This window comes from Amycolatopsis sp. NBC_00345, assembly GCF_036116635.1.
Taxonomy (GTDB): Bacteria; Actinomycetota; Actinomycetes; order Mycobacteriales; family Pseudonocardiaceae; genus Amycolatopsis.
This window is the reverse complement of sequence record NZ_CP107995.1, coordinates 6,033,919-6,060,416: the sequence shown is the minus strand read 5'-3', so window position 1 is coordinate 6,060,416 and position 26,498 is coordinate 6,033,919. Positions and strand designations below refer to the sequence as shown.

The 26,498-nt window shown below is 70.6% G+C and carries 27 protein-coding genes; 18 read left to right on the top strand and 9 right to left on the bottom strand.

Annotated features, from left to right (window positions below; genetic code table 11):
* Positions 1-122: 122 nt before the first annotated feature.
* On the top strand, positions 123-572 hold the full coding sequence (locus tag OG943_RS26915) for a hypothetical protein (RefSeq protein WP_328603706.1): 450 nt from the start codon (positions 123-125) through the stop codon (positions 570-572).
* A gap of 1 nt (position 573) precedes the next feature.
* Here OG943_RS26915 and OG943_RS26910 read toward each other — a convergent pair whose 3' ends face one another.
* From OG943_RS26910 to OG943_RS26900, 3 genes are all read right to left on the bottom strand, one after another.
* Positions 574-1,071 carry a GNAT family N-acetyltransferase gene (locus OG943_RS26910; protein ID WP_328603705.1) on the bottom strand — a complete coding sequence of 166 codons (498 nt, stop codon included), beginning with the start codon at positions 1,069-1,071 and terminating at the stop codon, positions 574-576.
* 95 nt (positions 1,072-1,166) lie between these two features.
* Entirely contained in the window at positions 1,167-1,895 is a 729-nt protein-coding gene (locus tag OG943_RS26905; protein WP_328603704.1) for a VOC family protein, read from the bottom strand.
* A 57-nt stretch (positions 1,896-1,952) separates the two neighbouring features.
* Positions 1,953-2,477: a TetR/AcrR family transcriptional regulator gene (locus OG943_RS26900; protein WP_328603703.1), complete on the bottom strand. Its 525-nt coding sequence runs from the start codon at positions 2,475-2,477 to the stop codon at positions 1,953-1,955.
* A gap of 81 nt (positions 2,478-2,558) precedes the next feature.
* On the opposite strand from OG943_RS26900, the gene OG943_RS26895 reads away from it, so the two are divergent.
* The 4 genes from OG943_RS26895 to OG943_RS26880 all read left to right on the top strand — a co-directional run bounded on the left by OG943_RS26895 (position 2,559) and on the right by OG943_RS26880 (position 5,913).
* The gene (locus OG943_RS26895; protein WP_328603702.1) at positions 2,559-3,467 is read left to right on the top strand and encodes a TIGR03564 family F420-dependent LLM class oxidoreductase; all 909 of its coding nucleotides are present in this window, start codon (positions 2,559-2,561) and stop codon (positions 3,465-3,467) included.
* A 31-nt stretch (positions 3,468-3,498) separates the two neighbouring features.
* A complete protein-coding gene (locus OG943_RS26890) occupies positions 3,499-3,993 on the top strand; it encodes an SRPBCC domain-containing protein (protein WP_328603701.1) in 495 nt (164 codons plus the stop codon).
* Between the two features lie 552 nt (positions 3,994-4,545).
* On the top strand, positions 4,546-5,166 hold the full coding sequence (locus OG943_RS48450; RefSeq protein ID WP_442874812.1) for a GNAT family N-acetyltransferase: 621 nt from the start codon (positions 4,546-4,548) through the stop codon (positions 5,164-5,166).
* Between the two features lie 276 nt (positions 5,167-5,442).
* A complete protein-coding gene (locus tag OG943_RS26880) occupies positions 5,443-5,913 on the top strand; it encodes a DUF2269 family protein (RefSeq protein ID WP_328603700.1) in 471 nt (156 codons plus the stop codon).
* On the opposite strand, the gene OG943_RS26875 is transcribed toward OG943_RS26880, so the two are convergent.
* Positions 5,882-6,742, bottom strand: coding sequence for an alpha/beta hydrolase (locus OG943_RS26875; protein WP_328603699.1), 861 nt, complete (start codon positions 6,740-6,742; stop codon positions 5,882-5,884). The two genes, OG943_RS26880 and OG943_RS26875, sit on opposite strands and share 32 nt — an antisense overlap.
* Before the next feature lie 53 nt (positions 6,743-6,795).
* Positions 6,796-7,596, bottom strand: coding sequence for a maleylpyruvate isomerase family mycothiol-dependent enzyme (locus OG943_RS26870; RefSeq protein ID WP_328603698.1), 801 nt, complete (start codon positions 7,594-7,596; stop codon positions 6,796-6,798).
* 185 nt (positions 7,597-7,781) lie between these two features.
* On the opposite strand from OG943_RS26870, the gene OG943_RS26865 reads away from it, so the two are divergent.
* The 3 genes from OG943_RS26865 to OG943_RS26855 are packed head-to-tail and all read left to right on the top strand — an operon-like array spanning position 7,782 to position 10,670.
* Positions 7,782-8,552, top strand: coding sequence for a thioesterase II family protein (locus OG943_RS26865; RefSeq protein WP_328603697.1), 771 nt, complete (start codon positions 7,782-7,784; stop codon positions 8,550-8,552).
* Positions 8,545-10,119, top strand: a complete 1,575-nt coding sequence (locus OG943_RS26860) for an acyl-CoA carboxylase subunit beta (protein ID WP_328603696.1) — start codon at positions 8,545-8,547, stop codon at positions 10,117-10,119. Before OG943_RS26865 ends, OG943_RS26860 begins: the two co-directional genes overlap by 8 nt.
* A gap of 23 nt (positions 10,120-10,142) precedes the next feature.
* Positions 10,143-10,670, top strand: a complete 528-nt coding sequence (locus tag OG943_RS26855) for an acyl-CoA carboxylase epsilon subunit (RefSeq protein WP_328603695.1) — start codon at positions 10,143-10,145, stop codon at positions 10,668-10,670.
* A gap of 170 nt (positions 10,671-10,840) precedes the next feature.
* On the opposite strand, the gene OG943_RS26850 is transcribed toward OG943_RS26855, so the two are convergent.
* From OG943_RS26850 to OG943_RS26840, 3 genes are read right to left on the bottom strand one after another with little or no spacing between them, the layout of a single operon-like run.
* Positions 10,841-11,494: a response regulator transcription factor gene (locus tag OG943_RS26850; RefSeq protein WP_328603694.1), complete on the bottom strand. Its 654-nt coding sequence runs from the start codon at positions 11,492-11,494 to the stop codon at positions 10,841-10,843.
* Positions 11,495-11,545: 51 nt separating this feature from the next.
* Positions 11,546-12,661 carry a sensor histidine kinase gene (locus OG943_RS26845; protein ID WP_328603693.1) on the bottom strand — a complete coding sequence of 372 codons (1,116 nt, stop codon included), beginning with the start codon at positions 12,659-12,661 and terminating at the stop codon, positions 11,546-11,548.
* The gene (locus tag OG943_RS26840) at positions 12,652-13,908 is read right to left on the bottom strand and encodes a nucleotide disphospho-sugar-binding domain-containing protein (RefSeq protein WP_328603692.1); all 1,257 of its coding nucleotides are present in this window, start codon (positions 13,906-13,908) and stop codon (positions 12,652-12,654) included. Before OG943_RS26840 ends, OG943_RS26845 begins: the two co-directional genes overlap by 10 nt.
* A 297-nt stretch (positions 13,909-14,205) precedes the next feature.
* On the opposite strand from OG943_RS26840, the gene OG943_RS26835 reads away from it, so the two are divergent.
* Together OG943_RS26835 and OG943_RS26830 are read left to right on the top strand one after the other, a co-directional pair.
* Positions 14,206-15,156: a proline iminopeptidase-family hydrolase gene (locus tag OG943_RS26835; protein ID WP_328603691.1), complete on the top strand. Its 951-nt coding sequence runs from the start codon at positions 14,206-14,208 to the stop codon at positions 15,154-15,156.
* On the top strand, positions 15,149-16,108 hold the full coding sequence (locus OG943_RS26830; RefSeq protein ID WP_328603690.1) for an ACP S-malonyltransferase: 960 nt from the start codon (positions 15,149-15,151) through the stop codon (positions 16,106-16,108). Before OG943_RS26835 ends, OG943_RS26830 begins: the two co-directional genes overlap by 8 nt.
* Here OG943_RS26830 and OG943_RS26825 read toward each other — a convergent pair.
* The gene (locus OG943_RS26825; RefSeq protein WP_328603689.1) at positions 16,101-16,346 is read right to left on the bottom strand and encodes a phosphopantetheine-binding protein; all 246 of its coding nucleotides are present in this window, start codon (positions 16,344-16,346) and stop codon (positions 16,101-16,103) included. The two genes, OG943_RS26830 and OG943_RS26825, sit on opposite strands and share 8 nt — an antisense overlap.
* A gap of 130 nt (positions 16,347-16,476) precedes the next feature.
* Here OG943_RS26825 and OG943_RS26820 point away from each other — a divergent pair, with 130 nt between their 5' ends.
* The 8 genes from OG943_RS26820 to OG943_RS26785 all read left to right on the top strand — a co-directional run bounded on the left by OG943_RS26820 (position 16,477) and on the right by OG943_RS26785 (position 26,480).
* The gene (locus OG943_RS26820) at positions 16,477-18,015 is read left to right on the top strand and encodes an AMP-binding protein (RefSeq protein WP_328603688.1); all 1,539 of its coding nucleotides are present in this window, start codon (positions 16,477-16,479) and stop codon (positions 18,013-18,015) included.
* Positions 18,016-18,208: 193 nt separating this feature from the next.
* Positions 18,209-18,586 carry a hypothetical protein gene (locus tag OG943_RS26815; RefSeq protein WP_328603687.1) on the top strand — a complete coding sequence of 126 codons (378 nt, stop codon included), beginning with the start codon at positions 18,209-18,211 and terminating at the stop codon, positions 18,584-18,586.
* A 122-nt stretch (positions 18,587-18,708) separates the two neighbouring features.
* Positions 18,709-20,499, top strand: a complete 1,791-nt coding sequence (locus tag OG943_RS26810) for a hypothetical protein (protein ID WP_328603686.1) — start codon at positions 18,709-18,711, stop codon at positions 20,497-20,499.
* Positions 20,500-20,743: 244 nt separating this feature from the next.
* A complete protein-coding gene (locus OG943_RS26805; protein ID WP_328603685.1) occupies positions 20,744-22,210 on the top strand; it encodes an AMP-binding protein in 1,467 nt (488 codons plus the stop codon).
* Positions 22,207-23,421, top strand: a complete 1,215-nt coding sequence (locus OG943_RS26800) for a type III PLP-dependent enzyme (protein WP_328603684.1) — start codon at positions 22,207-22,209, stop codon at positions 23,419-23,421. The genes OG943_RS26805 and OG943_RS26800 overlap by 4 nt, the downstream gene beginning before the upstream one ends.
* Positions 23,418-23,909 (top strand): cobalamin B12-binding domain-containing protein, encoded by a 492-nt coding sequence (locus OG943_RS26795; protein ID WP_328603683.1) that lies wholly within the window; start codon positions 23,418-23,420, stop codon positions 23,907-23,909. Before OG943_RS26800 ends, OG943_RS26795 begins: the two co-directional genes overlap by 4 nt.
* 103 nt (positions 23,910-24,012) lie before the next feature.
* The gene (locus tag OG943_RS26790; protein WP_328603682.1) at positions 24,013-25,287 is read left to right on the top strand and encodes a methylaspartate mutase; all 1,275 of its coding nucleotides are present in this window, start codon (positions 24,013-24,015) and stop codon (positions 25,285-25,287) included.
* Complete coding sequence (locus tag OG943_RS26785; protein WP_328603681.1) at positions 25,284-26,480, top strand: cytochrome P450; 1,197 nt, start codon at positions 25,284-25,286, stop codon at positions 26,478-26,480. Before OG943_RS26790 ends, OG943_RS26785 begins: the two co-directional genes overlap by 4 nt.
* The last annotated feature ends 18 nt before the right edge of the window (positions 26,481-26,498 follow it).

The following is a 26,498-nucleotide window of genomic DNA, read 5'->3' as shown; positions in this document are numbered from 1 at the left end:
CTCCGACGGTGAAAGCCCCGAGGTGGAAAGCTCCGGCAGCGAAGGAACGAACCCGTGATCGCCCAGTCGGGTTTGACCGCTTCGTGGTTCACTCGCCGCACTTTCGCGGAAGGGAGTGGATCATGCGGCGGATCACGGCGACCGGGTCGCCGCGGCAATGCGGCGCTGAGGTCTGGGCCGCTGAAGTCTGGGCCGCCCAGGTCGGGGACGCCGACGTGACCTTCACATGCGTCCCGCTGCCCGGCGCCCCCGCCGACGCACTGCCCCGCGTATGGCCGGGCCGCGGCCTCGGGCTACCCGAGACGGACGTGCCCGGGCTCGTCACCGCGCTCGGCGAGGTGATGGCGACGCCGCAGTTCTGGCGCGCCCGCCGCTCCGGCGCGGGCCGCGGCAGCGAGCAGATCTGGTCTGTCCCGCACACCGATCCCGCCGACGGCTTCCTCTACGTCGCCGGGCCGTGCGGCCGCTGGAACAACACGGCGGGCTACCGGCCGGTCCACGCCTTCACCGTCGTGCTCGGCGATGTGGGCGGCCTGCGCAGCCGGCTGGCCGCCCACCTGCACACCGGCTGAGTCAGGCGCGGTCCTTCATCAGAAACACGGCGTGCGCGATATGCCCCGTCACCGGCCCCGGCTGGTCGACAAGCCGGTAGCCCGCCCGTTCGTACATCGAGATGTTGCGGGTGCTCTTGGCCCCGGTGAACAGGGTGAACCGCCGCAGGTCCGCGGGGGCCTGGCTCTCCACGTGGGCGAGCAGGAACCGGCCGAGGCCGCGGCCGGCGAGGTCCGGCGCCACCATCAACCGGCCGACCTCCCAGTCGCCGTCCTCGACCTTGCCGCGCACCGCGCCCACCAGCCGGGGTCCCTGCCGCACGACCCAGACGCGCCACGACTTCGTCCACTCACGCACGTCCTCGAGGCTTTCCTGCAGCGCGGGGATCTCCAGGGTGTCGTTCAGCAGCGCCTCCTGCAGCCAGCAGCAGCGTTGCAGCACCAGCAGTTCCGCCGCGTCCGCCTCGGTGGCGAAGCGGAGGCGGGTGTCCGGGAGGCCGGTCAGCTCATCGAGTTCCACCTGTCCTGTCTAGCCACCTTCGGGGCCGGCCGCAATGACTTTCGGGCAGGCCTTGCCAGGACGGCTCGGCGGGCGGTGCACTGTGGACGGTGGGTTCAGCCGCGGGCGATCGCGGTGAACCCGGCGCCGAACGGGTCGGTGATCGTCGCCATGCGGCCATACGGCGTGGGCTCGGCGGGCCGGGTCACGCCACCCGCCGCGGCGGCCTTCGCGACCGTCGCGTCGGCGTCGGCGACCTCGAAGGTGGTGGCCCAGGCCGAAACCGTGGTGTCCGGGGCGGCGAAGACGCCGCCGACCTCGTGGCCGTCCGGGCGGCGCAGGAACGTGAAGTCGGCGCCGGGCAGGTCGTCGTTGCCGTCGAGGGTGAAGCCGAAGACGGCGCAGTAGAAGTCGCGCGCCTTCGCGGCCGCGGGGGTGAGCAAGTCGTTGCGCACCAGGGTGTCCGGCTCGTTCACCAGCCGGCAGCCGGGGAACCCGCGGCCCTGCCACAGCCCGAACCGCGCCCCGGCGGCGTCCACGGCGAACGCGGCCCGCCCCCGTCCCTCGACGTCGTGCGGCTCGACCAGCAGCGCGCCGCCGGCGGCGAGGACGGCCGCGGCGCTCGCGTCGATGTCCTCGGTGGCGAGGTGGACGTCCCAGCCGTGGCCGTTCTTGTCGGCCTGCCGCAGCCCCGCGACGGGGAGGCCGCGCAGCAGGCAGTCACCGCCGTCGAACTCCCAGCCGAACACGCGGCCGTAGAACTCCCGCGCCCGTTCCAGGTCGGTCACGGCGAGGTCGACCCAGGTGGGGGTGCCGAGGGGCTGGTTGTGGTCGACGCTGCTCATCGGGTTCCTTTCGACGGTGTGCCCGCAAGCTAATCCGCCTTCAGGACAGCTCCGGTCCTAATTCGCCCGGAGCCCGTCGAGCATCACGACGGTCAGGTAGTCGTCGGCGCGCGCGCCCGGACGGCAGATCACCACGCTCAGCAACCGCACGACCTCGCGCGGCGGGACGTCCGCCCGTACCGCGCCCTCTTTCTGGGCCCGCTCGACGAGGTCGGCCATCAGGTCGTTCACGGAGCGTTCCAGGTCGGCCAGCCCGGCCTCCTCCGGCATCAGCTCCGACAGCGACTTCGCCAGCGGGAGCGGCAACGTCGCGCAATGCCGCACGAGCGCGAGCAGCTCGTCCCACGCCGAATCCTCGCGCTCGCGGGCGACGCCGGCGAACTCCGTCATCTCGCGCAGCGCGCCCACGCCGATGTCCAGCGCGAGCGCCTGCCGGTCGGGGAAGTGCCGGTAGAGCGTGCCGACGCCGAGGCCCGCGGCCTCCGCGATCTCGCACATCTGCACGTCGGGCCCGCGTTCGGTGAACAGCCGCACGGCGCTCGTGACGATCCGCTCGCGGTTGCGCACCGCGTCCGCCCGCATGACCAGCCCCTTCCCAGGAAGCGGAAGTAGAGGTTCAGTTTAGGGTAGGGTCGGCGACGTAAGGTGAACTCAGGATTCCGTTTGGGGGCAGTTGTGAAGATCGGGCTCTACTCCGCCCGTCCGCAGGGTCTGGACGCCGTGGTCGAGGAGGCCGCGGCGGCCGAGCGCTTGGGGCTGGACAGTGTGTTCCTGCCGCAGCTGACTTCGTGGGACGCGCTCACGCTCGCGGGGCTCGTCGGGCAGCGGGTGCCGCGGATCGGCCTCGGCACCGCGGTGGTGCGCACGTTCGCGAGTCATCCGCTCGCGTTGGCGGGCCAGGCGCTGACCGTGCAGGCGGCCGTCGGCGGGCGGCTGACGCTGGGGATCGGGCCGAGCCACCGGGAGATCATCGAGGGGCAGTACGGCCTGTCCTACGACCGCCCGGCCCGGCACGTCCGCGAGTACCTGCAGGTGCTGCAACCGTTGCTGCGGGGCGAGGCCGTCGACTTCCACGGGGAGTCGCTGGCCGCCACCGGGACCGTCGACGTGCCGGGGGCCGCGGCGCCGTCGGTGCTGGTCTCCGCGCTCGGGCCGGTGATGCTGCGCCTGGCGGGGGAGCTGGCGGACGGCACGGTGACCGTGTGGACCGGGGCCGATCTGCTGGGCGAGGACATCGTGCCGAAGGTGACCGAGGCCGCGCGCCAGGCGGGACGGCCGTCGCCCCGCGTGGTGGCGACGGTGATGGCCAGCGTGACCACCGATCCCGACCGAGTCCGCCAGGACATCGCGGCGCGCTTCGGCGGGGCCGGCGCGTTCGCCAGTTACCGGCGAGTGCTTGCGGCGCAAGGGAAGGCCGGCCCGGAGGACACGGTGGTGGCCGGCTCCGAGGACGCGGTGACCGCCGAGCTGCGACGGTTCGGCGACGTCGGCGTCACCGAGCTGGTGGTCAGCCCGGTCGGTGACGAGGAGGAGCGGGTCCGGACCGTTTCGACCGTTTTGCGGTTACGCTGACGCTTCTGCTTCTGCGGTGAGGGGAAGTGTCATGGGTGAGCCCGCCGGGCAGCTGATTTGCACCGGGGCTGGCGTCGACCTCGTGCTCCGGCGTGTGTTCGCGGCGCTGGTGGCCGAGGTGTGGGCCGACGTCACCGAGCCGTCGCGCACGGCCCGCTGGTTCGGGCCGTGGGAGGGGGACGCCGCCCCCGGGCGCACGATCCGCGTGAAGATGGTGTTCGAGGCGGAGACGCCGTGGTTCGAGCTGCGCGTCGACGCCTGCGAGCCGCCGCGGCGCCTGGCCGTCTCGGCGACGGACGAGGCTGGCGCGTGGCGGATGGAGCTGCTGTTGTCCGAAGTGGACGATGGCACCGAGCTGAGCCTGGTGCACCACCTGGACGGGACCGGCGGCGTCGGCGAAATCGGTCCCGGCTGGGAGTACTACCTGGACCTCCTGGCCGCCGCCCGCGACGCCGCGCCTCCGGTGTCGTTCGACGACTACTACCCGGCGATGAAGCCGTACTTCGAGGCGCTCGTCACACGGTGACTCACCATGTGGGATCCGGTGGCGGCGGGCGTCTCGCCGAACGCATCCTGGATCGGGATCCCCGATCACGGAATGGCAGGCAGGATGAGCTCGTCGCCGCTGGACAATCCCGTGTGGGCGGCCCTCACGGGACCGCACGCGCACTTCGCCGAGCAGAAGGGCCAGGTGCTGCGGTATCCCGTGGACGTCACCCCGTTCCTCGCGATCCCCGACGCCCCGGACGACCACCTCTGGCAGGACATCGCCGACCTGGCCGGCCCCGGCGCGACGGTGGTGCTCGTCGGTGGCGCGGCGGCGCCGCCGGAGGGGTGGACGCGCCTGCAGGAGACGGCGGGGGTTCAGCTTGAGGGGGCAGGGTTGGTGACCTCGCTGGGTCGTGAGGGTGGGCCGGGTTTGGCGGCTGGGGCGAGTGTCGCGGGTTTGGTGGCTGGGCCGGACGCTGCCGCTCGGGCGGGCGGCTTTGCCTCCGCGTCGGGTGGTCGCCCGGCCGAGACGCCGCTGGACGGTGCGGGGCTGACCTCCGCACCTGGCTCGGCTGCCGGGCCGGGGGCAGTGACCGCGTCGGGTCTTGCTGGTGGGCCGGGTTCGGCGGGCGAGGTGGGTCTTGCGAGCGGGCTGGGTTTGGTGACTGAGGCGGGTTTGGTGGCGAGTGAGCCAGGCTCGGCGGCTGAGGCGAGTGTTGCTGCGAGCGGGTCGAGGGTTGCGGGCGGGCGGGTTGGCGGGGCTGTGCGGGCCGAGGCCGCGCGTGGCGAGGCTGTGAGTGCCGAGGATTTCGCCGTTGTGCGGCTGGGTGAGGCCGACGTGCCGGAGATGCTCGACCTCGTCGCGCGGGCGCAGCCTGGGCCGTTCCTGCCGCGGACGGTCTTCCTGGGCACTTACCTGGGCATCCGTCACGAGGGTGCCCTCGTCGCCATGGCGGGGGAGCGGCTGCACCCGCCCGGCTGGACCGAGATCAGCGCCGTCTGCACCGACCCGGCGTTCCGCGGGCGGGGGCTGGCCGCCCGGCTCGTGCGCGCGGTCGGCGCCGGCATCCGGGCCCGGGGCGAGACGCCCTTCCTGCACGCGGCGGCGTCCAACGTCAACGCCATCCGCCTGTACGAGTCGCTCGGGTTCCGGCTCCGGCGGGAGATGATCTTTTCCGCTCTCCAGGTGCCGGGCAGCGCCGAGTCCTGAGCCGCCGAGCCCGGAGCGCGGGGTCCTAGGCGGCCGGATCCGGGCTGCCGAGTCCGGGCGGCCGAATCTGATCGGCCGGGTTCGCGCGGCTGAACCGGCGGCGAAGTTCGGGCGGCCGAGTCCTGAGCCGCCGGATCGGGGCGGCCGGGGCTTCAGCGGCGGAGTCCTGATCGGACGGCCGCGATCGGGGCTTTCCGGGCCAGTGGCGAGAATCCGGCGGAACGAGGCGATCGAGCCGGTTCCGGGCGGGTCTGCGGCGGGGCTAGCGTGATCGGCGTGAGCAAAGTCTTCCTGTCGATCCATGTGCTGGCGGCGATCCTCGCCGTCGGGCCCGTGGCCGTGGCCGCCAGCATGTTCCCCGCCGCCCTCAGGCGCGGCGACGCCGGCACTCTGCGGCTGCTGTACCGCATTTGTCGCGTCTACGCGTGGGTGGGGATCGCGGTGCCCGTGTTCGGGTTCGCCGTCGCGGGCACCATGCGCGTCACCGGCGACACCTGGGTGCTCGTGTCCATCGGGCTGACGGCCGTCGCGGCGGCCGTGCTGGTGCTGCTCGTCCTGCCGGGGCAGCGCGCGGCGCTCGCCGAGGTCGGCGCTGAGCCGGTCGCCGAGGACGGTGGTGGGGTCGCGACTGCCGTCGACACCCGCCCCGCCGCGAGGCTAGGCATGGTCACCGGGGTGTTCAACCTGCTGTGGGCCGTGGTCACCGTGCTGATGATCATCCGGCCGGGCTCGTCGACAGGCGTGTGACGCGCCCGGCCACGATCCCCGCCAGCTCCGCCGGCCGCAGCAGCGCACTGAGGTGACTGCTGTCCAGGGAGTGCACGTCGAACGGGTTGTCCGGGGTGAGCGCGTCGGCCTCCGTGATGAACCGGTCCTGAAGCGCGACCGGGATGCTCTGGTCGCCGGTCAGCCGCACGTAGGTGTGCGGCACGCGGCCCCAGGTGCCCGCGGCGGCGCGGTCGGTGCCCGCGTCGAGGTTCTCGTCCGGTTCGAGGGTGGCGAGGAAGGCGTAGAACTCGCTGTCCGTGCCGTCGGCGAGCAGCGCGCGCTTCAGCGTGGCCAGCAGCGCCGGGTCGGCGGTCCGCCAGTTCATCCGCAACGCGCCGAGCTTCGCCGGGTCCCCGACCAGGAGACCCTCGACGTCCATCAGTGCGCTCGACGCGTATTCGGGACCGTTCACGTACTCGCCCGCCGTGCTGTCCACGCAGCACCAGGCCGACACGTACACGACGCGTTCGAGCAGTTCCGGCACCGCGTTGGCGACGCTCGTCAGCACGAACCCGCCCCGGCTGTGCCCGGCCAGCACCACCGGCCCGTGCTCGTGGGCCCGCCGGACGACGTCGACCACGTGCGCGACCCCGTCGGCGTGCGTCACGCCGGCCAGCGGCGACGGCTCTTCGGCGAACGCCGCCAGGTCTTGCGCCTGGTACGCCGCCGAGAACCCGCCGCCGTTCCCGTGCCCAGGCAGGTCGACAGCCAGCGACCGGTGGCCGAGCAGCGCCAGCTCACGCTGCAGCGGGCCGAAGTACTGGCCGTTGCCGTTGGAGCCGTGGACGAGCACAAACGTCGGAGTCATGTCGCCGATTCTGCCCGGCCCGGGGCCACCTTGTCGTCCGTTTTGTGTAATTGTCAGCCGAAGCTGACGCGCTCCAGCCAGAAGTCGAGCAGCTGCTCGTCGCCGAGGATCTCAACGCTCTCGGTGCGGGGCGGGCGGCGCTTGTAGACGATCAACAGCAGGTCGGTGAGTGGACCGCGCACCGCGACGGCCGACTTCTCGTGCGCGCGCCGCCACTCGAGCGTCTCGCCGGTCAGGTCGACGACCCACTCCGCGTGCCGCTCCGGCGCGACGTCCGTGGCGTGGAAGTGGAGCGTCCGGCCGGGGCCGAGCAGCTCACGGGCCTGCGGGCGGACTTCGAGGTGCAACGGCAGCGAGCCCAGCTCCATCCACTCGTCGAGCGCGTCGATCGCCACGTCCTCGGCGAGCGTGTACTCGGCGCCCAGCGCGAGGGTGGCGTCGGCGCGGTGCACTACCGTCTCGTGTGTCATGCGGCGCGCGAAGAATCCCGCGGTCCCGCCCGTGCGGCCGGGCACCGGCGTCCACACCTCCGCCTCCGGGCCGGCCTCGCGCAGCGCCTCGGCCAGCCTCGTCGCGCCCTCGACGAGCCAGGGCCCGACGACGGCCGGGTCCTCGTTCGCGTAGGGCGTGAGGTCGCGGAAGTGCTCGTCCGGGAGCGGCCCCGTCGCGCGGGTCCGCACGATTTTCCCGGCCCACTGCTGCGCGCCGCCGAGGTGCCGCACCAGCTGCCCCGCGTTCCACCCGGGACACGACGGGACGGGGGTGGTCAGGTCCGCTCCTTCGATGGTGTCCCGCAGCAGCTCCGATTGTGCGACGATCTCGGCGCAGAGGCGTTCGTGGCTCAGAGAAGTCATCCCGTCACCGTAGATCACCTGCGTACGCTCCGGTTCCCGGACCTGAATAGTCCACAGTGGAGGGTTCTGGCTAGGGGGCTTTAGGGGTCGTTACGACAGGCCGCGCCGGGCTAGCTTGGCTTGTCGAGAAGGCGCCGGGGGGTGTGGTGTCCCCGGTTCGTGAGACGAACAGGCGGTGGGACGACATGGTCGGAAGTTCCGAGGACGCCGAGGAGAACTGGTTTCGCCGGTTCCACCCCTCGCCCGAAGCGAAGGCCAGGCTGGTGTGCCTGCCCCACGCCGGTGGCTCGGCCACGTTCTACTTCCCCGTGTCGAGGTCACTCGCGCCGGACGTCGAGGTGCTCGCCGTGCAGTACCCGGGGCGGCAGGACCGGCGGCACGAGCCGTTCCTGACCAGCATCGGCGCGATCGCCGACCGCGTCGCCGAGCTGCTGCGCGACAAGACCGACCGGCCGCTGGCGCTGTTCGGCCACAGCATGGGCGCGATGGTCGCCTACGAGGTGGCTCGCCGGCTCGAGCAGGCAGGCACTCCCGTGGCGGCGCTGTTCGTCTCCGGGCGGCGCGCGCCTTCCCGGCAGCGCGACGACAGTGTGCACACCCGCACCGATGACGGCGTCATCGCCGAACTGCGCCGCTTGAGCGGCACCGAGATGGACCTGCTGGGCGACGAGGACGTGGTCCGCATGATCCTCCCGGTGGTGCGCAACGACTATCGCGCGGTCGAGACCTACCGCCACACCGCGGGCGCGCCCCTGTCGACGCCGGTGGTGGCGTTCACCGGGACCGACGATCCGGTGGCGTCCGTGGACGAGGTCGCCTCGTGGGCCGAGCACACTTCGGCGGGCTTCGAGCTGGTGCCGCTGGCGGGCGGGCACTTCTTCCTGACCCGGCACCAGGACGTGATCCTGCGGTACCTGGCGGATCGGCTTGTCGACAAGGGGCGGGCACATGTCTGAGGCACTGGCTGTAGACGGCGCTTTCGGCAACCGGCTCGTGGAGCTGCGCGAGATCAAGGAAGAGGCGCGGCGCGGGCCGGACGACGCCGCGACGATCCGGCAGCACGAACGCGGCAAGCTGACCGCCCACGAGCGGATCGAGCTGCTGCTCGACCCGGGCTCGTTCACCGAGATCGAGGCCCTGCGCCGGCACCGCGCCACCGCGTTCGGGCTGGAGCACCGCCGCCCGTACTCCGACGGCGTGGTCTGCGGCTGGGGGACCGTGCACGGCCGGACGGTGTTCGTCTACGCCCACGACTTCCGCATCTTCGGCGGCGCGCTGGGCGAGGCGCACGCGCAGAAGATCCACAAGGTGATGGACCTGGCCGAGGCCGCCGGCGCCCCGCTGGTCTCCCTGAACGACGGCGCCGGCGCCCGGATCCAGGAGGGCGTGACCGCGCTCGCCGGCTACGGCGGCATCTTCCAGCGCAACACGCGGTGCTCCGGCGTGATCCCGCAGATCTCCGTGATGCTCGGGCCGTGCGCGGGTGGCGCGGCGTACTCGCCGGCGTTGACCGACTTCGTGTTCATGGTCCGCGAAACCTCGCAGATGTTCATCACCGGACCGGACGTCGTGCAGGCGGTGACGGGTGAGGAGATCACGCAGAACGGCCTCGGCGGCGCCGACGTGCACGCCGCCACCTCCGGCGTAGCCGCGTTCGTCTACGACGACGAGCAGAGCTGCCTCGAGGACGTGCGCTACCTGCTTTCGCTGTTGCCGTCCAACAACAACGAGGCTCCGCCGCACGAGCCGACCGACGACCCGGCCGATCGCAGCACCGACCGCCTGCTCGACCTGGTGCCCACCGATTCGAGCCGCGCGTACGACATGTGCTCTGTGCTCGAGGAGATCGTCGACGACGGCGAGTTCCTCCAGGTGCATGCCGGCTGGGCGACCAACGTGGTGTGCGCGCTGGCCCGGCTGGACGGTCACGTGGTCGGCATCGTCGCGAACCAGCCGGCGATGCTGGCCGGCGTGCTCGACATCGAGGCCAGCGAGAAGGCCGCACGGTTCGTGCAGACCTGCGACGCGTTCAACATCCCGCTCGTGACGTTGGTGGACGTGCCCGGCTTCCTGCCCGGCGTCGACCAGGAGCACGGCGGCATCATCCGCCACGGCGCGAAGCTGCTCTACGCCTACTGCAACGCCACGGTGCCGCGAGTCCAGCTGATCCTGCGCAAGGCCTACGGCGGCGCGTACATCGTGATGGACTCGCGCTCGATCGGCACGGACGTCTCCCTGGCCTGGCCGACGAACGAGATCGCGGTGATGGGCGCGGAGGGCGCGGCCAACGTGATCTTCCGCCGCGAGATCAAGGCCGCCGACGACCCGGAAGCCTTGCGGCGCCTCAAGATCAAGGAATACCGGACCGAGCTGATGCACCCGTACTACGCGGCCGAACGCGGGCTCGTGGACGACGTGATCGAGCCGGCCGAGACGCGGTCGCTGCTGATCCGCGCGCTGGCCATGCTGCGCACCAAGCACGCCGACATCCCGGCGCGCAAGCACGGGAACCCGCCGGTCTGATGGGCGCGCCGGAGGTGCCGCTGGTGGCCGCGCTGGGTGTGGGTGTGGTGGGCGCGCCGGGGGTGCAGTTGCCGACCAGACCGGGTGTGGATGGGTTGACCACGCCGGAGGTGCCGTCGCCGACCGCGCCGAGCGTGGGTGTGGTGGCCACGCCGGAAGTGCGGCTGTCGGCCGCGCCGGGTGTGGGTGTGGTGGGCATGTCGGAAGTGCAGCTGCCGACCAGACCGGGTGGGGATGTGGTGGCCGCGCCGGAGGTGCGGCTGTCGGCCGCGCCGGACGTGGATGTGGTGGGCACGCCGGAGGTGCCGCCGCCGACCGTGCCGGGTGGGGATGTGTTGGCCACACCCGATATGGACGTGCCGACCACACCGGAGGTGCGCATCGTGCGCGGTTCACCGGACGATGCCGAGCTGGCGGCGCTGGTCGCGGTCCTGTCTGCGGTGGGGGCTGCCGCTGCCGTGTCTCGGACAGCCTCGTCCGGTGCGCCGGTAGTGGTGGTCCCGCGGCCGCCTCGTTTCCAGGTGGCGACGAGCTGGCGTGCATCGCGCTGAGACTGGTCGAGAAGAGCCGCACCCGTGCCGGAATCTCCGGGCACGGGTGCGGCTTCCGTTACAGGACAGCAGTTCTCGGGAAAGAGGAAGGAAACCGCGGGAGTCAAAGAGGGCCATGCCTCCAAGTTACCCGCCCCAGTCGAACACTTGCACGGTATCGATCAGGTGAATCACGCGCGCACGGCGGTACTGTCCAAATAGGTCAGTACCGCTCGGATGCGGCGGTTTTCGTCGCGGCTGGCTTCCAGGCCGAGTTTGGCGAAGATGTTGCTGATGTGGTTTTCCACGGCACCTTGGGTCACCACCAGGGACTTGGCGATCGCGGCGTTGGAGAAGCCTTGGGCCATCACGCTGAGGACCTCGGTTTCGCGGGCGGTGAGGGCGTCGAGCGGGTCCTTGCTGCGAGAGAGCATCTGGGCGATCACGTCCGGGTCGATCGCGGAGCCGCCGCCGGCCACGCGGCGGACTGCCTCCAGGAAGTCGGCCACGTCGGCGACGCGTTCTTTCAGCAGGTAGCCCACGCCCGAAGTGCCCTCGGCGATCAGGTCGACCGCGTAGCTGCCCTCGACGTACTGCGAGACCACCAGCACCGGCAGGCCCGGGACTTCCTTACGGGCGGCCAAAGCCGCGCGCAGGCCTTCGTCGGTGAAGGTCGGGGGCATGCGGACGTCGGCGATGACCAGGTCGGGGTGGTGTTCGCGGATGGCGACCAGCATGTCGTCGCCGTTGTCGACGGCGGCGGCGGTTTCGATGCCGACGTCGGCGAGCAGGCTCTGCACGCCCGCGCGCAGCAGCACGGAGTCTTCGGCGATCACGACGCGCATGGGGTGCTCCTCAGGGGGTTCGCCGAGCGGGTTGGAAACAGAGCCGAAAGCTCACCATCGGACGGGCAGGTCGGCGCGCACCACCGTCGGGCCGCCCACGGGGCTGACCACGGTGAGCACCCCGTCGATCGTGGCGGCCCGGTCGGCCAGCCCGGCCAGCCCGCCGCCGGGGCTCACCGAGGCGCCGCCGTGGCCGTTGTCCATGATCTCGACGACCACGGTGGCGGCGTCGCGGGTGACCCGGACCGAGGCGCGGTCGGCGCCCGCGTGCTTGGTGATGTTGGTGAGCGTCTCGCTGACGATGAAGTACGTCGTGGTCTCAACCGGCGCGGGCGGCCGCGGCTCCACCGTCACCTCGACGTCCACGTGGAGCGGCATGCGCGCGGTCAGCGAGGACAGCGCCGCGTCGAGGCCGCGGTCCTGCAGCACCGGCGGGTAGATCCCGCGCGCGAGGTCACGCAGCTCGGAGACGGCGAGCTTGGCATCGCTGTGCGCGGCGCCGATGAGCTCGCGCACGTCCGCCTGGTTGTCGGTGTCGAGCTTCAGCTGCGCGCGCCCCAGGCTCATCGCGACGGCCACCAGCCGCTGCTGCGCGCCGTCGTGCAGATCGCGTTCGATGCGCCGGCGCTCGGCCTCCACGGCGTCGACGCCGCGGGCGCGGGAGTCCTTGAGCTGGCGCGTGCGCGCCTCCAGTTGCGCGGTCCGGTCCGGGCCGAGCAGCGACAGCGACAGCGTGCCGTGCATCGCACCGATCCGCGGCGCGATGTAGATGCCGAACGGCGGCACCGCCACCGAGACGATCCCGGCCACGAACTCGAAGATGCCCAGCGGCAGCGCCAGCAGCACGAACGCCAGCTCACGCCAGGTGACAGGGTCGATGAACCGGGTCTGCCACTTGTGCAGCAGCCCGTTTCCGTGCGGGCGCCGGAGCGGGTCGGCGATCTCGATGCCGAGCAGGGTGTGCACCCAGCGGCGTTCGAGGTCGGCGAAGCCGCGGGCGATGGACGTGGCGGCGATGAGGATCGGGATGCCGACCCACAGCATGGTGGTCGCGATGCCGACCACCACCGACGCCAGCGTCAGGACAAACGCCAGCAGCCGCAGCGGGAAGCCCGCGATCAGGAACCCGATGGTCCGGATCGCGTGCGGCCGCTGCGTCACCGGCATCGCGCGATCCGTTCGAACTCCGGCACCAGCTCGTCCAGCGTCGGCGTGGCCAGCATCTCGTCGCGCACCTCGAGCGCGCTCTCGCGGAAGCCCGGCTCCTCCAGCAGCCGCTGGATCCCTTCGCGCACGGAGCCGGGCGTGACGTCCTCCAGGTCCACCAGCACTCCGTTCCCGCGCTTGACCTGCGCTTCCGCCGAGACGCGCTCGCTCCAGGTGGTGCCGGGGATGACGAGCTGCGGAACGCCGTTGACCACGGCGTTGCCGATCGTCGCGCCGCCGCCCTGGTGCACGATCGCCGAGCAGCTCGCGAGCAGCTCGTTCATCGGCACGAAGTCGACGGCGCGGACGTTGTCCGGGACCTTGGGCACGGTGGCCAGCTGCGCGGCGTTGAGCGTCGCGATCACCTCGACGTCGAGGTCCGCGAGGCCGTCGAGCAGGTCGGCCACCGACGTCTCCTCGACGCCGAGCGTCTGCCGGTTGGAGATGCCCAGCGTCACCAGCACGCGCGGGCGCGCCGGGGGTTCGAGCACCCAGCGCGGGATGGCCATCGGCTTGTTCAGCGGCACGAACCGGGCCGGCAGGTAGTCCACATCGACGCCGTCGTAGCGCAGGTAGGACGGGTGGCAGTCGATGGTTTTGACGCCGTAGCGCAGGTTTTCGTCGTAGTCCGCGCCGAAGCGCGCGACGGCCGCGGACATCCACTCCTCGAACGGGTCCGGTGTCGTGTCGTCGGGCCGGCTCGCGCGCAGGTCCCGGTACTGCGCGCCGAGCCGGGCCGTCTGGTCCGCCGCGTACATCATCCGCAGGTGCGGCACGCCGATCGCCTGCGCGACGATCGGCGCGGGGTAGATCATCGGGTCCCACACCACGAGGTCCGGCTGCCATTGCCGGGCGAACCGGACCAGCTCGTCGAGGAGTGGCTCGGGGGCGCCCCAGCGGAAGACCTGCATCCATTGGTCGTAGACGTTGCGCACGTACTCTTCGGTATAACGCTCGGGCCGGCTTTCGGAGATACGGAAGTCGTCCCGCGTCGTGTCGTTGCCGTCCACCTGCCGGTGCCGGGCGATGTCGAGGTCCTCGCCGAACCACATCGCGTCCAGGCCGGTCTCGGCGAACGACGCGACCTCCCGGGGATTGCGCTGCCCGGCGAAGCGGACCTCGTGCCCGGCCGCGGCCAGCGCCCAGCCGACCGGCGCCATGCTGTAGACGTGCGTCCTCGTCGGGAACACCATCAGCAAAACACGCATGGCCGCACTCTCCGATGTCGCGGGTGGAAAACCACTGCTGGTACTGGGAAGAAGGTAGTCCCGATGGGACGGCCGGCCGACCCGGGAAGCCGCGGCTAGGGGTCGCGCACCCCTGTTCCGCCGCCGGGGCCTTCCGCCGGGATCCGTTGTGCAGTAATGAAGTGGTGGCACTTAGACGCGCTTTAGACGCCCCTTAGGGGCTGGTGACGACGCGGCCGCGGCGGATAGACATGAAGGTGGATCCGGCCGTCAGCATCCGAACGCAGCCGGACGAGGGAGACAAAAGAGGTGATGAGCATGGCCGTGGCACCCACCGCGAAGGGCTGGGTTCCCTTCGGCGAGTACCGCACCTGGTACCGGGTCACCGGCGTCGTCGGCGGCGAGCTGCCCACCGTGGTCGTGGTCCATGGCGGGCCCGGGAGCACCCACGACTACCTGCGCAATCTCGGCGAACTGGCCGGGCACGGGTGGCCGGTGGTGCACTACGACCAGCTGGGCAGCGGCGGTTCGACGCACCTGCCGGACCGGGGCGCGGACTTCTGGACCCCGGAGCTGTTCGCCGACGAGCTGGACAACCTGCTGCACCGGCTGGGCATCGAGGACAATTACGTCCTTTATGGACAGTCTTGGGGCGGGCTGGTCGTCGCGCGGCACGCCGCGCAGCGCCCGGACGGCCTGCGTGGGCTGGTGATCGCGAACTCGCCCGCCTCGTACCCGTTGTGGCGCCAGGAGATGGACGTGCTCCGGGCGCAGCTTCCGCCCGGCGTCGACGCCCGGCTGCGGGAGCACGAAGCCGCCGGTACCACCACCACGCAGGAGTACTTCGACCTGATGCGGGTGTTCTACGACCGCCACGTCTGCCGGGAGCTGCCGTGGCCGAGTGACTACCTCGCCTCGTTCATGGAGATGGCGGAGGACAACACCGTCTACGCCACGATGAACGGGCCGAGCGAGTTCACCGTCTCGGGCACGCTGAAGGACTACTCCGTGATCGAGTACCTCGACGACATCGAGGCACCCACCCTGCTCATTTCCGGCCGGCACGACGAAGCCACCCCGGTGACCGTCCAGCCGTACTTCGACCGGATCCACGACGTGCGCTGGGAGATCTTCGAGCACTCCAGCCACGTCCCGCACCTCGAGGAACCCGAGCGGTTCCAGGAGGTCCTGCTGGGCTTCCTGCAGCAAGTCCACCCCCGCGAGCCCGTGAGCCGGGCCGCCGAACGAGAGGTCGCCAGTCATGGATGAGGCCAACCGGGCCGGATCGGCGGTCGTGTTCCCCGGGATGAGCCCGTGCCGGTTCGCCGACTTCGGCAAGTTCCTGCTGATCAACCCGTTCGCCCGCCGGCTGATCGGGGAGGCGAACGACCGGCTGGGCTACTCGCTGGTCGACAACTTCCGCGAGGCCGACGGCGACTACTCCGAGTACGCCCAGGTCGGGTTCATGCTGACCTGCCTCGCGCTCGCCGAATGGGCCGAGCAGGAGTACGACCTCAGCCCCGACTACTGCACCGGGCCGAGCTTCGGCGAGAAGCCGGCCAGTGTGTACGCCGGTTCGCTGACCTTCCCCGACGCCGTGTGGATGACCGCGGAGCTCGCCCGCTGCCTCAACGAGTTCTTCGCCACCGAGCACACCGACGTGGTCACGCACTCGTTCGTCCGCACCCCGGAGGAGAAGCTCAACGACGCCCTCGCCGAGCTGGAAGGCCGCGGCGAGTGGTCCGACATCTCGTGTTACATCGACCACGACTTCTACATGGTCTCGCTGCGCGAGCGGAACCTCGACTGGCTCAAGCAGTCGATCCGGAGCATGGGCGGGCTGTCGCTGTACACGATGCGGCCGCCGCTGCACTCGGGCGCGTTCGGGGCGTTGCGGCGCAAGGCGGAGGACGAGGTCCTCGGCGGCCTCGACTTCCACGACCCGCTGCTGCCCATCGTCGCCGACCAGGACGGCTCGATCCTGCGCACCGGTGAGCAAGTGCGCACGATGCTGCTGGACAGCATCGTCAAGCCGCTGCGCTGGCCGCATGTCGTGTCCTCCTTGGAGCAGCTCGGCGTCCGGAAGCTCTGGGTGGCGGGACCGGACACGCTGTTCGGCCGGGTCCGCGCCACCACGAGCCGGTTCGAAGTGGTCACCGTGAACCCGCGGCTGGCCCTGCAGCCACGGCGCCGGGGCGCGGGCCCGTCCCGCGTCAGCTAGCCGGCTGGAGTTCGGTCAGGGTCGCCCACAGGCGGCCGGGGTTCTCGAACGTTTCCAGGTTCAGGGCGTCGTCCTCGAAGCGCACGTTGTAGTTCTGCTCCAGCAAGGCGAGCAGTTCCACGGTCGCGAGCGAGTCGAGCCCGTACTCCCGCAGCGGGGTTTCGGCGGTCAGCGCCTCCTCGGCGGGCAGGAACGGAAGGAACGTGCGAAGGGTCTCGTCGAAAGTGCTGTCCCACATGGCTGCTCCGGATGACTAGGTTCGGATCTACCAGGCATGAAACCGACCGCCCGGTTCGGTTTTGGACTCTACCTCGCGTCGCCGTCCCGGATCGACGCATCTGTACCCCTATTACTGGCGGAGGACCACGATGGACACGAGCTTCACCGGCGGACTGCATTCGCGGTTCCTGCGCGGCCTCGAACGATCGGACGGCGGAGTGGCCGTCCACGTGGGTGAGCAGGCCGTCACCTACGACCGGCTGCACGAGCTGGCACTGTTGTGGGGCGGTGCGCTGGCCGAGGCCGGCGCCCGCACCGTAGGGGTGCTGGCGGGCAAGGGAGTCACCGCCTACGCCGGGATTCTGGCCGGGCTGTACGCCGGCGCGACGGTGGTCCCGCTGCGCCCGGACTTCCCGGCCGCCCGGACCGGGCAGATGGTCGAGGCCGCCGGGGTGGACGCGATCGTCGCGGACGCCCGTGGTCTCGCCCTGCTGCCGGAGGCACTGGGCGGACGGGCGGTCACCGTGCTGGCGCCCGAATGCGGCGACCAGCCGTCAGTGGTGCGGCCGCGGGCGGCCCACTCGCTGACGGCGCCTCGGCCGGTGCGTCCGGAGGACAGCGCGTACGTGCTGTTCACCTCCGGCTCCACCGGGCGGCCGAAGGGGGTCCGGATCGGCCACGCCGCCACCGAGCACTACTTCGGCCTGCTCGACGAGCGGTACGACTTCACCCCGGACGACGTGTTCTCGCAGACCTTCGACCTGAACTTCGACTGCGCGATGTTCGACCTGTTCTGCGCGTGGGGCGCGGGGGCGCCCGCGGTGGTGCTGCCCGGCGCGGCGTACCGGAACCTGCCGGCGTTCGCGGCCGAGCGCGGGCTGACGGTGTGGTTCTCCACGCCGAGCGCGATCGACCTGGTCCGCCGCACCGGCGGGCTCACCCCGGGGGCGCTGCCGGGGCTGCGGTGGAGCTTCTTCGCGGGCGAGGCGCTGACCGTGCGGGACACGGCGGACTGGCGGATCGCGGCGCCGAACGCGATCGCGGAGAACCTGTACGGCCCCACCGAGCTGACCATCACCGTCGCCGGTTATCAGTGGGACGACGAGGTGACGCCGCAGGTCGCGGTGAACGGCGTCGTCCCGATCGGGGCGGTGCACGCGGGTCACGACTACCTGCTGCTGGGCGAGGGTGACGTCGAGGAGCCGGAAGAGGGCGAGCTGGCCATCGCCGGCCCGCAGCTGACGCCGGGTTATCTCGACCCGGCCGACGAACGCGGCCGTTTCCTCGACCGCGACGGCCGCCGTTTCTACCGCACCGGCGACCGCGTCCGCCGCCTCGACGGGGCCGATCTGGCTTACCTCGGCCGGCTCGACTCGCAGGTGCAGGTGCTCGGCTGGCGCATCGAGCTGACGGAGGTGGAGCACGCGTTGCGCGACTGCGGTGTCCTGGACGCGGTGGCCCTCGGTGTCGCGGGCGACGCGGGTACCGAGCTGTTCGTCTTCTACACCGGCGGCGAGCGGCCGGTCATCGAGCTTGTCCGCGCGCTGCGGCAGGTGCTGCCGGAGGGGGTGATCCCGCGGCATTACCGCCATGTCGACGAGTTCCCGCTGAACTCCAACCGCAAGATCGACCGCAAGACGCTGGCGGCTACGGCGGCCGAGCTGCTCAACCCGGTGCCCGTCGGGTGAGCTGGTCCGGCAAGGCCTGCTCCGCCGGGGTTCCCGGCGGGGCAGGCCTCTTTTCGGCGCTTTTGCCTGGTCGGCGAGCTTTGTGAGCGTTCTAGTTAGAACTTCTCACTTTGGCTATTGCCTCTCGGGACGAAGTGTTATAGCTTCTAACTATCGCAAGAAGCGCCAGCCGACCGACCCGCAGGAGCAGACGATGACCACCGCCACCCCGACCGTCGACCGCGTGAACCCCGCCGGCCCGACCGGCCGCCGCACCTCGCTGACCGTGCTGATCGCGGCCTGGCTGGTCCCCGTTTTCGTGCTCGGCCAGTTCGCCCTGATGGCCGGCCTCCCGATCGCAGTGGTGCTGATCGGGACCCTGCGAGACGCCCGCCTGCGCGCCCTTCGCTGGTGGACCGGCGCGCTCACCGCGGCCTACGTCGTGCCGCTGGCGGTGTGGCTGATCGGGCCGAGCAGTGCGCCGAGCCTGTCGAAGTTCCTGAGCCCGGTCGCGACCGGAGCCGTTGTCGCGGTGAGCGTCGCCGCCGCCATCGCGCACCACGTCGGGCGTCGGCGCTCCAATGCGGCGTAGCCGTCCGGCCGCCGTCTGAAGTGGATCTGAAAAGGCCTGCTCTGCCTGGGTTTCCGGGCGGGGCAGGCCTTTGCCGTTGAGCATCTGTAACGGAAGCTGTTGCGATCGAGACTGACAGTGGCATGAAGCAGAGCGGATTCATGGCAGAAGAAAGTCTCATGCTGCACTATCGGCTGTTCGTCGAGGTGAATGACGATCGCAAAGAGGTCGAAAAGCTAGCTCTCGAACAGTTGCACTCGTGGCTGCGCAGGAAAGGACTTGATGCTGACGCCCTCGGTTTCGGCGAGGAGGTCGCGCTTGCTGAGCACGCCAATGGCGCACTGGAGAAGTCTGAAAGGGCGGACGGTTCGAGGTCATTTCGGGCGACGATCACGGAGGCTGGTTCTGTCGGGACCTGGCGGACCCAGCTGACCGTCGACGTGCCCGGGAATCAGCGAGCCAAGCCATGGCTGTGGCTCGACCTGGAAGGACCGAGCCACATCGATGCGGCAATTCCTCACCTAGCACGGTCGCTACTCGAGGTCCTGGACGCCACGACCGACGATGTGCGCCACGGCCAGGCGCGACCGGTGCAGGTCACGTCCGAGGTCGCTGACCTGGTCGATGCCGTCTGTGATCCCCGTCGCCGCAGCCTGGTCTTCGTCGCTGGATCCGACCCCAGCTTGCCGTTCGGCAGGTGGCTGGAACATGTTCGGGACTTGCTCAAGGACTGTGTGGGACTTGCCGGCGGCTACGTCCTGTCGCCAGAGGCGACGACCGAGTTCAACAACGCGATCGGGCCTGCTCACCGGATTGATCCATGGACGGTGCGTACCTTCCGGCCGGGTGTGGAACCTGATGATGCGGAGGACGGTCGACGGCACAAGGTGCTGGGAATGGACCGAATCGTCGCGGATCCTGTTCGGCGGCTCGCCCGGATGCTGGGGCGTCGTGCACGTGAGGCCGCGCTCGACACGCCGTTGCCGGCTGCCGCCACCAAGATCGACCGTGTCTTCGCGCAGATCATCAATGCCAACCTGGTAGCCACGCTCGACCAGCCGACTGCTCCGACGTTGCAGCAGGATCCGTTAGCAGTGGCCGAACCGTACAGCGATCCGGTCGCCGTGGCGCTCGGCCTCATACTCGGGCCGGAAGTCACTGCTGAACGGGTAATGGAACTTGGTGTGCTTGCGGAAGTTGCTCGCAGCGCACAGGCTGCCCGCACTGCGATCGAAGCCCGCCTTGCTGAGTACGACTCAGAGTTGGCTGCGTTACGCGCGGACCATCTTGAGGTGCGACGGCGTCTGGAGGACACGCAGTTCGACGCCGCCGACGCGGAGGAAGCTCAGGCTGCGGCGGCCGGGGAAGTAAGACGGTTGCAGCGGTTGCTGATCAGCGCCGGACGCGCTGATGAGGTTTGGGATGCCACGGCAAATGTCCCGGAACGACGGCCGCAGGACTACGAGCAGCTGGTGGATATGCTCTCCCAGTGGGAGCGAGTGTCGTTCACGGGTGATGCCGACCGGCTACGGGAACTCGATCAGTATGACACTGGATCCTGGGCCGGAAAGATCTGGGACGTCTTCGGCGTTCTCGATGACTACGCACGGGTTGTCTCCCAAGGTGAGTTCGAGGGTAGTGTCCACCAATACTTGGGCAGTCCGCCGACTGGGTGCCGAGCCTCTTCCCCAAACCGGCACGCCGCAGATGAGAGCCCGACTGTCCGCTCGAACGCGAAGCTGCGTGCGGAGCGCATGTTTCCTGTGCCTGTGCAGCTCAGCGCGGATAAAGAGATCTTTATGGGCGCCCACTTCAAGATCGCGCAGTTCGGGATTATCAGTCCTCGGCTCTACTACTGCAACGACGCACGCGGGACTGGACGGGTCTACGTCGGGTACATCGGCAAGCACCTGAAGAACTCGCAGACCAACTGACCAACGTGTCTGGTGCGCACAGTGGGCTGACCGAGATCTAAAGCGGATCTGAAAAGGCCTGCTCTGCCTGGGTTTCCGGGCGGGGCAGGCCTTTTCGCGTGCCGTCCCGGGCGGCCGGTTAGGGGCCGTTAGGGGTGTGACCGCCCGAGGCGGCGCGGCTAGCTTTCTGCGACGTCGGGGGAGGGTTTTCCGCGGCACGCAGTCATCCGGGGACAGGCCCGTCGAGTACATGGGAGTGGCAGTCGTGAACGATTCTCCTGGTGGTTCGCTGATCTTTTCCCTGCTGGACGAGGCGGTGGCCGACGCGGCGGGGGCCACGGCGGTGCGCGACCGGGCCGGCGAGTGGACCTACGCGGAGGCCGCGGAGTGGAGCCGGGCGGTGGAGGCTGTGCTCGCCCGTCGCGGGGTGGGGCACGGGGACCGCGTGGTCGTGCAGTTGCCGACCAACCGCGAGCTCGTCGCCCTGTTCTACGGGACCACCCGGCGGGGCGCGGTGTTCGTGCCGATCAACCCGGCGATGAAGAAGTTCCACTTCGACTCCGTGGTGGCCAATGCCGAGCCGAAGCTGGTGCTCACGCCCGCCGAGTTCGGTCCACTGTGGAACGAGGTCGACGCGGCCTTCCGCGCCGGCGAGCGGGCCGAGCCGACCGAGGTGACGCCCGACGACGTCGCCGTGCTCATCTACACCTCCGGCAGCACCGCCGCGCCCAAGGGCGTGATCGGCCCGCACCGGCAGGTCACCTTCGCCGCCCGCGCGATCCAGGCCGTGCTCGGCTACCGCCGCGACGACGTGGTGTTCTGCCGGTTCCCGATGTCCTGGGACTACGGCCTCTACAAGGTCCTGCTGGCCACCCTCGGCCGCAGCGAGATCGTGCTCGCCGACGCGGAATCCGACCTGCGGCTGCTGCAGCGGATGCGCGAGGTCGGCGCCACGGTGGTCCCCATCGTCCCGTCGCTCGCCACGATGATCGCCACGCTGGCCGAACGTGACACGGCCGGCGCCGCGCCCGTGCGCCTGTTCACCAACACCGGCGCCGCGCTGCCCGACGCGACCATCGCCAAGCTGCGCAACGCTTTCCCGGGCGCCCGCGTGGTCCGCCAGTTCGGCCAGACCGAGTGCAAGCGGATCACGATCATGCCTCCCGAAGAGGACGCTGAACGCCCCGGCGCGTCCGGGCTGCCCCTGCCCGGCACGTCCGTGCACATCCTCGCGGCCGACGGCACCGAGCTGCCGGCCGGCGACATCGGCGAGATCGTGGCGGCCGGCCCGCACGTGATGCCCGGCTACTGGCGCGCGCCGGAGCTGACGGCCCGCGCGTTCCGCCCCGACGAGGCCACCGGCGGGCTCCGCCTGCACACCGGCGACTACGGCCGCCTGGACGCCGACGGTTACCTCTACTTCGAAGGCCGCCGCGACGACATGTTCAAGCGCAAGGGCATCCGGATGTCCACTTTGGAGATCGAGGCCGCGGCGATGGACATCCCCGGGGTGCGCGCGGCCGGCGCGATCCCGCCGAGCGAGACGCGGGACCTGGCGATCTGCGTGGAGAGCGACCTCCCGCCGACCACGGTCCTGCGGGAGCTGGCCCAGCGGCTGGAACCGCAGAAGGTGCCGTCGCTGTGCCACGTCGTCGACGAGTTCCCGCTCACGGCGCACGGCAAGAACGCAACGAAGGAACTCGCGCTTCTGGTGGAAGGTGCCCGCGCATGAGCAACTACACAGGGCTGGCCGAGAAGTTCGGCACGCCCACCTACGTCTACGACCTCGACGTGGTCGCCGAATCCCGCGACCAGCTGTTCGGCCTCCTGCCCGAGGGCTTCCAGCTCTACTACGCGCTGAAGGCCAACCCGCACCCGGAGATCGCCCGCGAACTGCGTGCCGGTGGCTGCCGCGCGGAGATCAGCTCCACCGGCGAGCTGGCGAACGCGCTGGCCGCCGGCTTCGACCCGGGCGAGATCCTCTACACCGGGCCCGGCAAGACGGACGGCGAGCTGGAGCACGCGATCGCCGCCGGTGTCCGGCTGTTCTCCGTCGAGTCGCTTTCGGACCTGCAGCACGTCGGCGCCGCGGCGGAAAAGCACGGCGTGACGGCGTCCTGCCTGCTGCGCGTCAACACCACGCAGGGCAACGCGTCCAGCGGTATCCGGATGATGGGCCGTCCCTCGCAGTTCGGCATCGACGCCGAGACGCTGCCCTCGCTCATGCCCGCGCTGAAGGCGGTGCCCGGCACCCGCGTCGTCGGCGCGCACTTCTTCACCATGAGCAACGCGAAGGACGAGGACAGCCTGCTCGGCGAGTACGAGTTCGTGCTCCAGTCGGCCGCGCAGCTGCGCCAGGAAGTCGGGCTGCCGCTGGAGTTCCTGGACATCGGCGGCGGCTTCTCCTCGCCGTACGCCGTGCCGGGCCCGCGCACCGACTACCCGAAGCTGCGGGCCGGGCTGGAAGTGCTGCTCGACCTGTACCTGCCCGAGTGGCGCGACGGCGGGATGGAGCTGGCCTGCGAGTCCGGCCGCTACCTGTCCGGCACCAGCGGCTCGCTGCTGGCCGGCGTGGTGAACGTCAAGGAGAGCCGGGGCCAGCGGTTCGTCATCCTGGACGCCGGGATCAACACGCTCGGCGGCCTGTCCGGCCTCGGCCGGCTGCTGCCCGCCGCGGTCGGCATCGAAGGCGAGGGCCTCCAGGTCGGCAGCCTCGTCGGTCCACTGTGTACTCCCGGTGACGCGCTGGCGAAGGCGGCCAAGCTGCCCGAGCTGGCGGCCGGTGACATCGTGACGGTGCCGAACGTCGGCGCGTACGGCGTCACCGCCAGCCTGATCAGCTTCCTCGGCCGCCCGGCCCCGACGGAGGTCGTCGTACGCGGCGGGGACGTCGTCTCGGTGTCGCGTTTGGACTACCAGCGGGCCTATGAGGTCTCGCCGTGAGCGAGGAGATGCGCGCCTACGGCGGAAGTGTCGCGGCCGCGCCGGAGCAGCGCACGGTGATCGTCAGCAGCATGGCTTCGGATTCGCACACGTGGAACCTGGTGTACCTGGAGCTGCTGGTCGCCGAGCTGGGCTTCGACGTGGTGAACCTCGGCGCCTGCGTGCCCGACGAGCTGCTGGAGACGGAGTGCCTCAGCCGCCGCCCGGCGATGCTGGTGCTGAGCAGTGTGAACGGCCACGGTTACCAGGACGGGCTGCGGGTGATCCAGCGGCTGCGGGCGTTCGAGCAGTTGCGCGGGCTCACGGTGGTGATCGGCGGCAAGCTCGGCGTCGGTGGTCCGCTCACCGAGGAGGAGACCGGGCAGCTGCTGCTGGCCGGGTTCGACGCGGTGTTCGACGACCATCAGGGGGCGGCTTCGTTCCGGCGGTTCGCGGCGGCGCTTCCCGGCGCCGGTGCGCAGCTGCCGGCGCGGGTGGAGGGGGCATGAGTACCGCCGACGTGTCGCGAAGCGCCCTGAAGGCCACCTTCAGGGCATGTAGGTCCCTGAAGGTGGCCTTCAGGGCACAAAGTGCGGCGGCGGCGGGGGCAGCATGAGTTTCGAGGAGTTCGTCGCGAGCCGGCACGCGGCCGGCGAACTCGTGGTGCAGCCGCGGCTGGGCTTCGCCGACCCTGCGGTGATGCGGGCCGGGCTGGCCGCGACCAAGGCGGCGGACGCGGTGACCGTCGGCACCGTCACGCTCGACAGTTACACCCGCGTCTGCGACACCGATTCCGTGGCGCACGCGCTGCGCAACGGGATCAAGCTGAACGGCTACCCGATCGTCAACCACCCCGCCGAGGTCACGCGGGGCATGCTCGACGGCATCGAGGGCCCGGACTTCCCGGTCCAGGTGCGCCACGGCTCGGCGCGGCCCGCGGACATCTTCCGCGCGATGATCGACGCCGGCCTGCACGCCACCGAGGGCGGCCCTGTCTCCTACTGCCTGCCCTACAGCCGCACGCCGCTCGACGAAGCCGTGCGCAACTGGTCCCACTGCTGCGACCTGCTGATGGACGCCGAGCACCCGGCCGGGCGCCCGCACCTGGAGACGTTCGGTGGCTGCATGATGGGCCAGCTGTGCCCGCCCAGCGAGCTGGTGGCGCTGAGCGTGCTGGAGGCGTTGTTCTTCTACCGCAAGGGATTGCGCAGCATCTCGGTGAGCTACGCGCAGCAGACCGACATGACGCAGGACCAGGAGGCCGTGTCCGCGCTGCGCCGGCTGTGCGCCGAGCTGCTGCCGGGGGCGACCTGGCACGTGGTCATCTACGCGTACATGGGCCTGTTCCCGCGCACCCCGGACGGCGCGCGCGGCCTGCTCGCCAAGGCGGCCGAGCTGGCCATGAGCACAGGCTCGGAGCGGCTGATCGTGAAGACGGTCGCGGAGGCACACCGGATTCCGACCGTCGCGGAGAACGTCTCGGCACTGGAGCATGCGGGTGCGACCGCGCGATCCGTCACCACGAAGGCCACAGTAGACAGTGACAACCAGGTCTACCGCGAGGCGTACGCGCTCGTCGACGCCGTGCTGAACAGCCACGCCGACCTGGGCCGCGCGATCGTGGTCGCGTTCAAGCGCGGCCTGCTCGACGTCCCGTTCTGCCTGCACCCGGACAACGCCGGGCAGGCCCGCAGCTACCTCGACCCCCAGGGCCGGCTCGGCTGGTCCGACCTCGGCTCGCTCCCGCTGCGGCACGTGGTGGAGCGCCGGAGCCCGGGGAAGATCACGTCGTCGACGCTGATGTCGGCGCTGTCCCACGTCCAGAACACCTACGACGCCCAGTTCCTGGAGCAGCCGATGACCGCGATTGGAGGGGATTCGCGATGAGCACACGCCGGACCGTGCGCGCTTATCCGTTCGACATGCACGAGATCTCCGTTTCCGAGCAGTACCACGTCCTGCAGCGCGAAGAGCCGATGAGCCGGGTGCAGATGCCGTTCGGCGAGCCCGCCTGGCTGGCGACGCGGTACGCCGACGTCAAGCTGGTGACCACCGACTCGCGGTTCAGCCGCGAGCTGGCGCAGGGCCTCGACCAGCCGCGGATGCGCCGCCAGCAGATGGGCGACGGCATCATGGGCATGGACCCGCCGGACCACTCGCGGCTGCGGCGGCTGGTGGGCAAGGCGTTCACCGCGCGCCGGCTGGAGCAGATGCGCGAAGGCGTGCGGGACCTGGTCAACCGGCTGCTGGACGAGATGATGGCCGAGGGCGACTCGGCCGACCTGGTCGAGCAGCTGGCGCGGCCGCTGCCCGTCACGGTGATCTGCGACCTGCTCGGGGTGCCGAAGGAGGACCACAAGATCTTCCGCGAGTGGACGCAGGCGCTGGTCGGCGACGCCACGGCGAAGAGCGACGTGCTCGACCTCTACGGCGACAAGCTCGACGAGTACGTGGCCGGCCTGGTGGCCCAGCGCCGTGAGGAGCCGACCGACGACCTGCTCGGCGCGCTCGTCTACGCGCGTGACGCGGGGGACAAGCTCTCCGAGAACGAGCTGATCGCCATCGCCGGCGCCGGCCTGCTGACCGGTGGCGTGGAGACGGTTTCCACGGCCCTGCCCAGTTTCATCTTCACGCTGCTGACGAACCCGGACGAGCTGGCGCTGCTGCGCGCCAACCCGGACCTGATGCCGACCGCGGTGGAGGAGCTGCTGCGGTACGTGCCGATCAACACCGCGGCGATGTTCGCCCGGTACGCCACCGAGGACATCCGCTTCGGCGACGTCGTGGTGCGCGCGGGCGACCCGGTGCTGCCGGCGCTGCACGCGGCCAACCGCGACCCGGAGGTGTTCGCGAACCCGGACGCCATCGACCTGACGCGCAGCCCCAACCCGCACGTGGCGTTCGGGCACGGCCCGCACCACTGCATCGGCGCGCAGCTGGCGCGGCTGGAGCTGCAGGAAGCGCTCAAGGCGATCCTCGACCGGTTCCCGGAAATGCGCTTCGCGGACGGGCGTGAAGGCGTGAAGTGGGAGTACGGCGTGATTGTCCGCGGGCCGTCAGAGCTGCGCATCGCCTGGTGATTTCCCGCCCCTAACCGC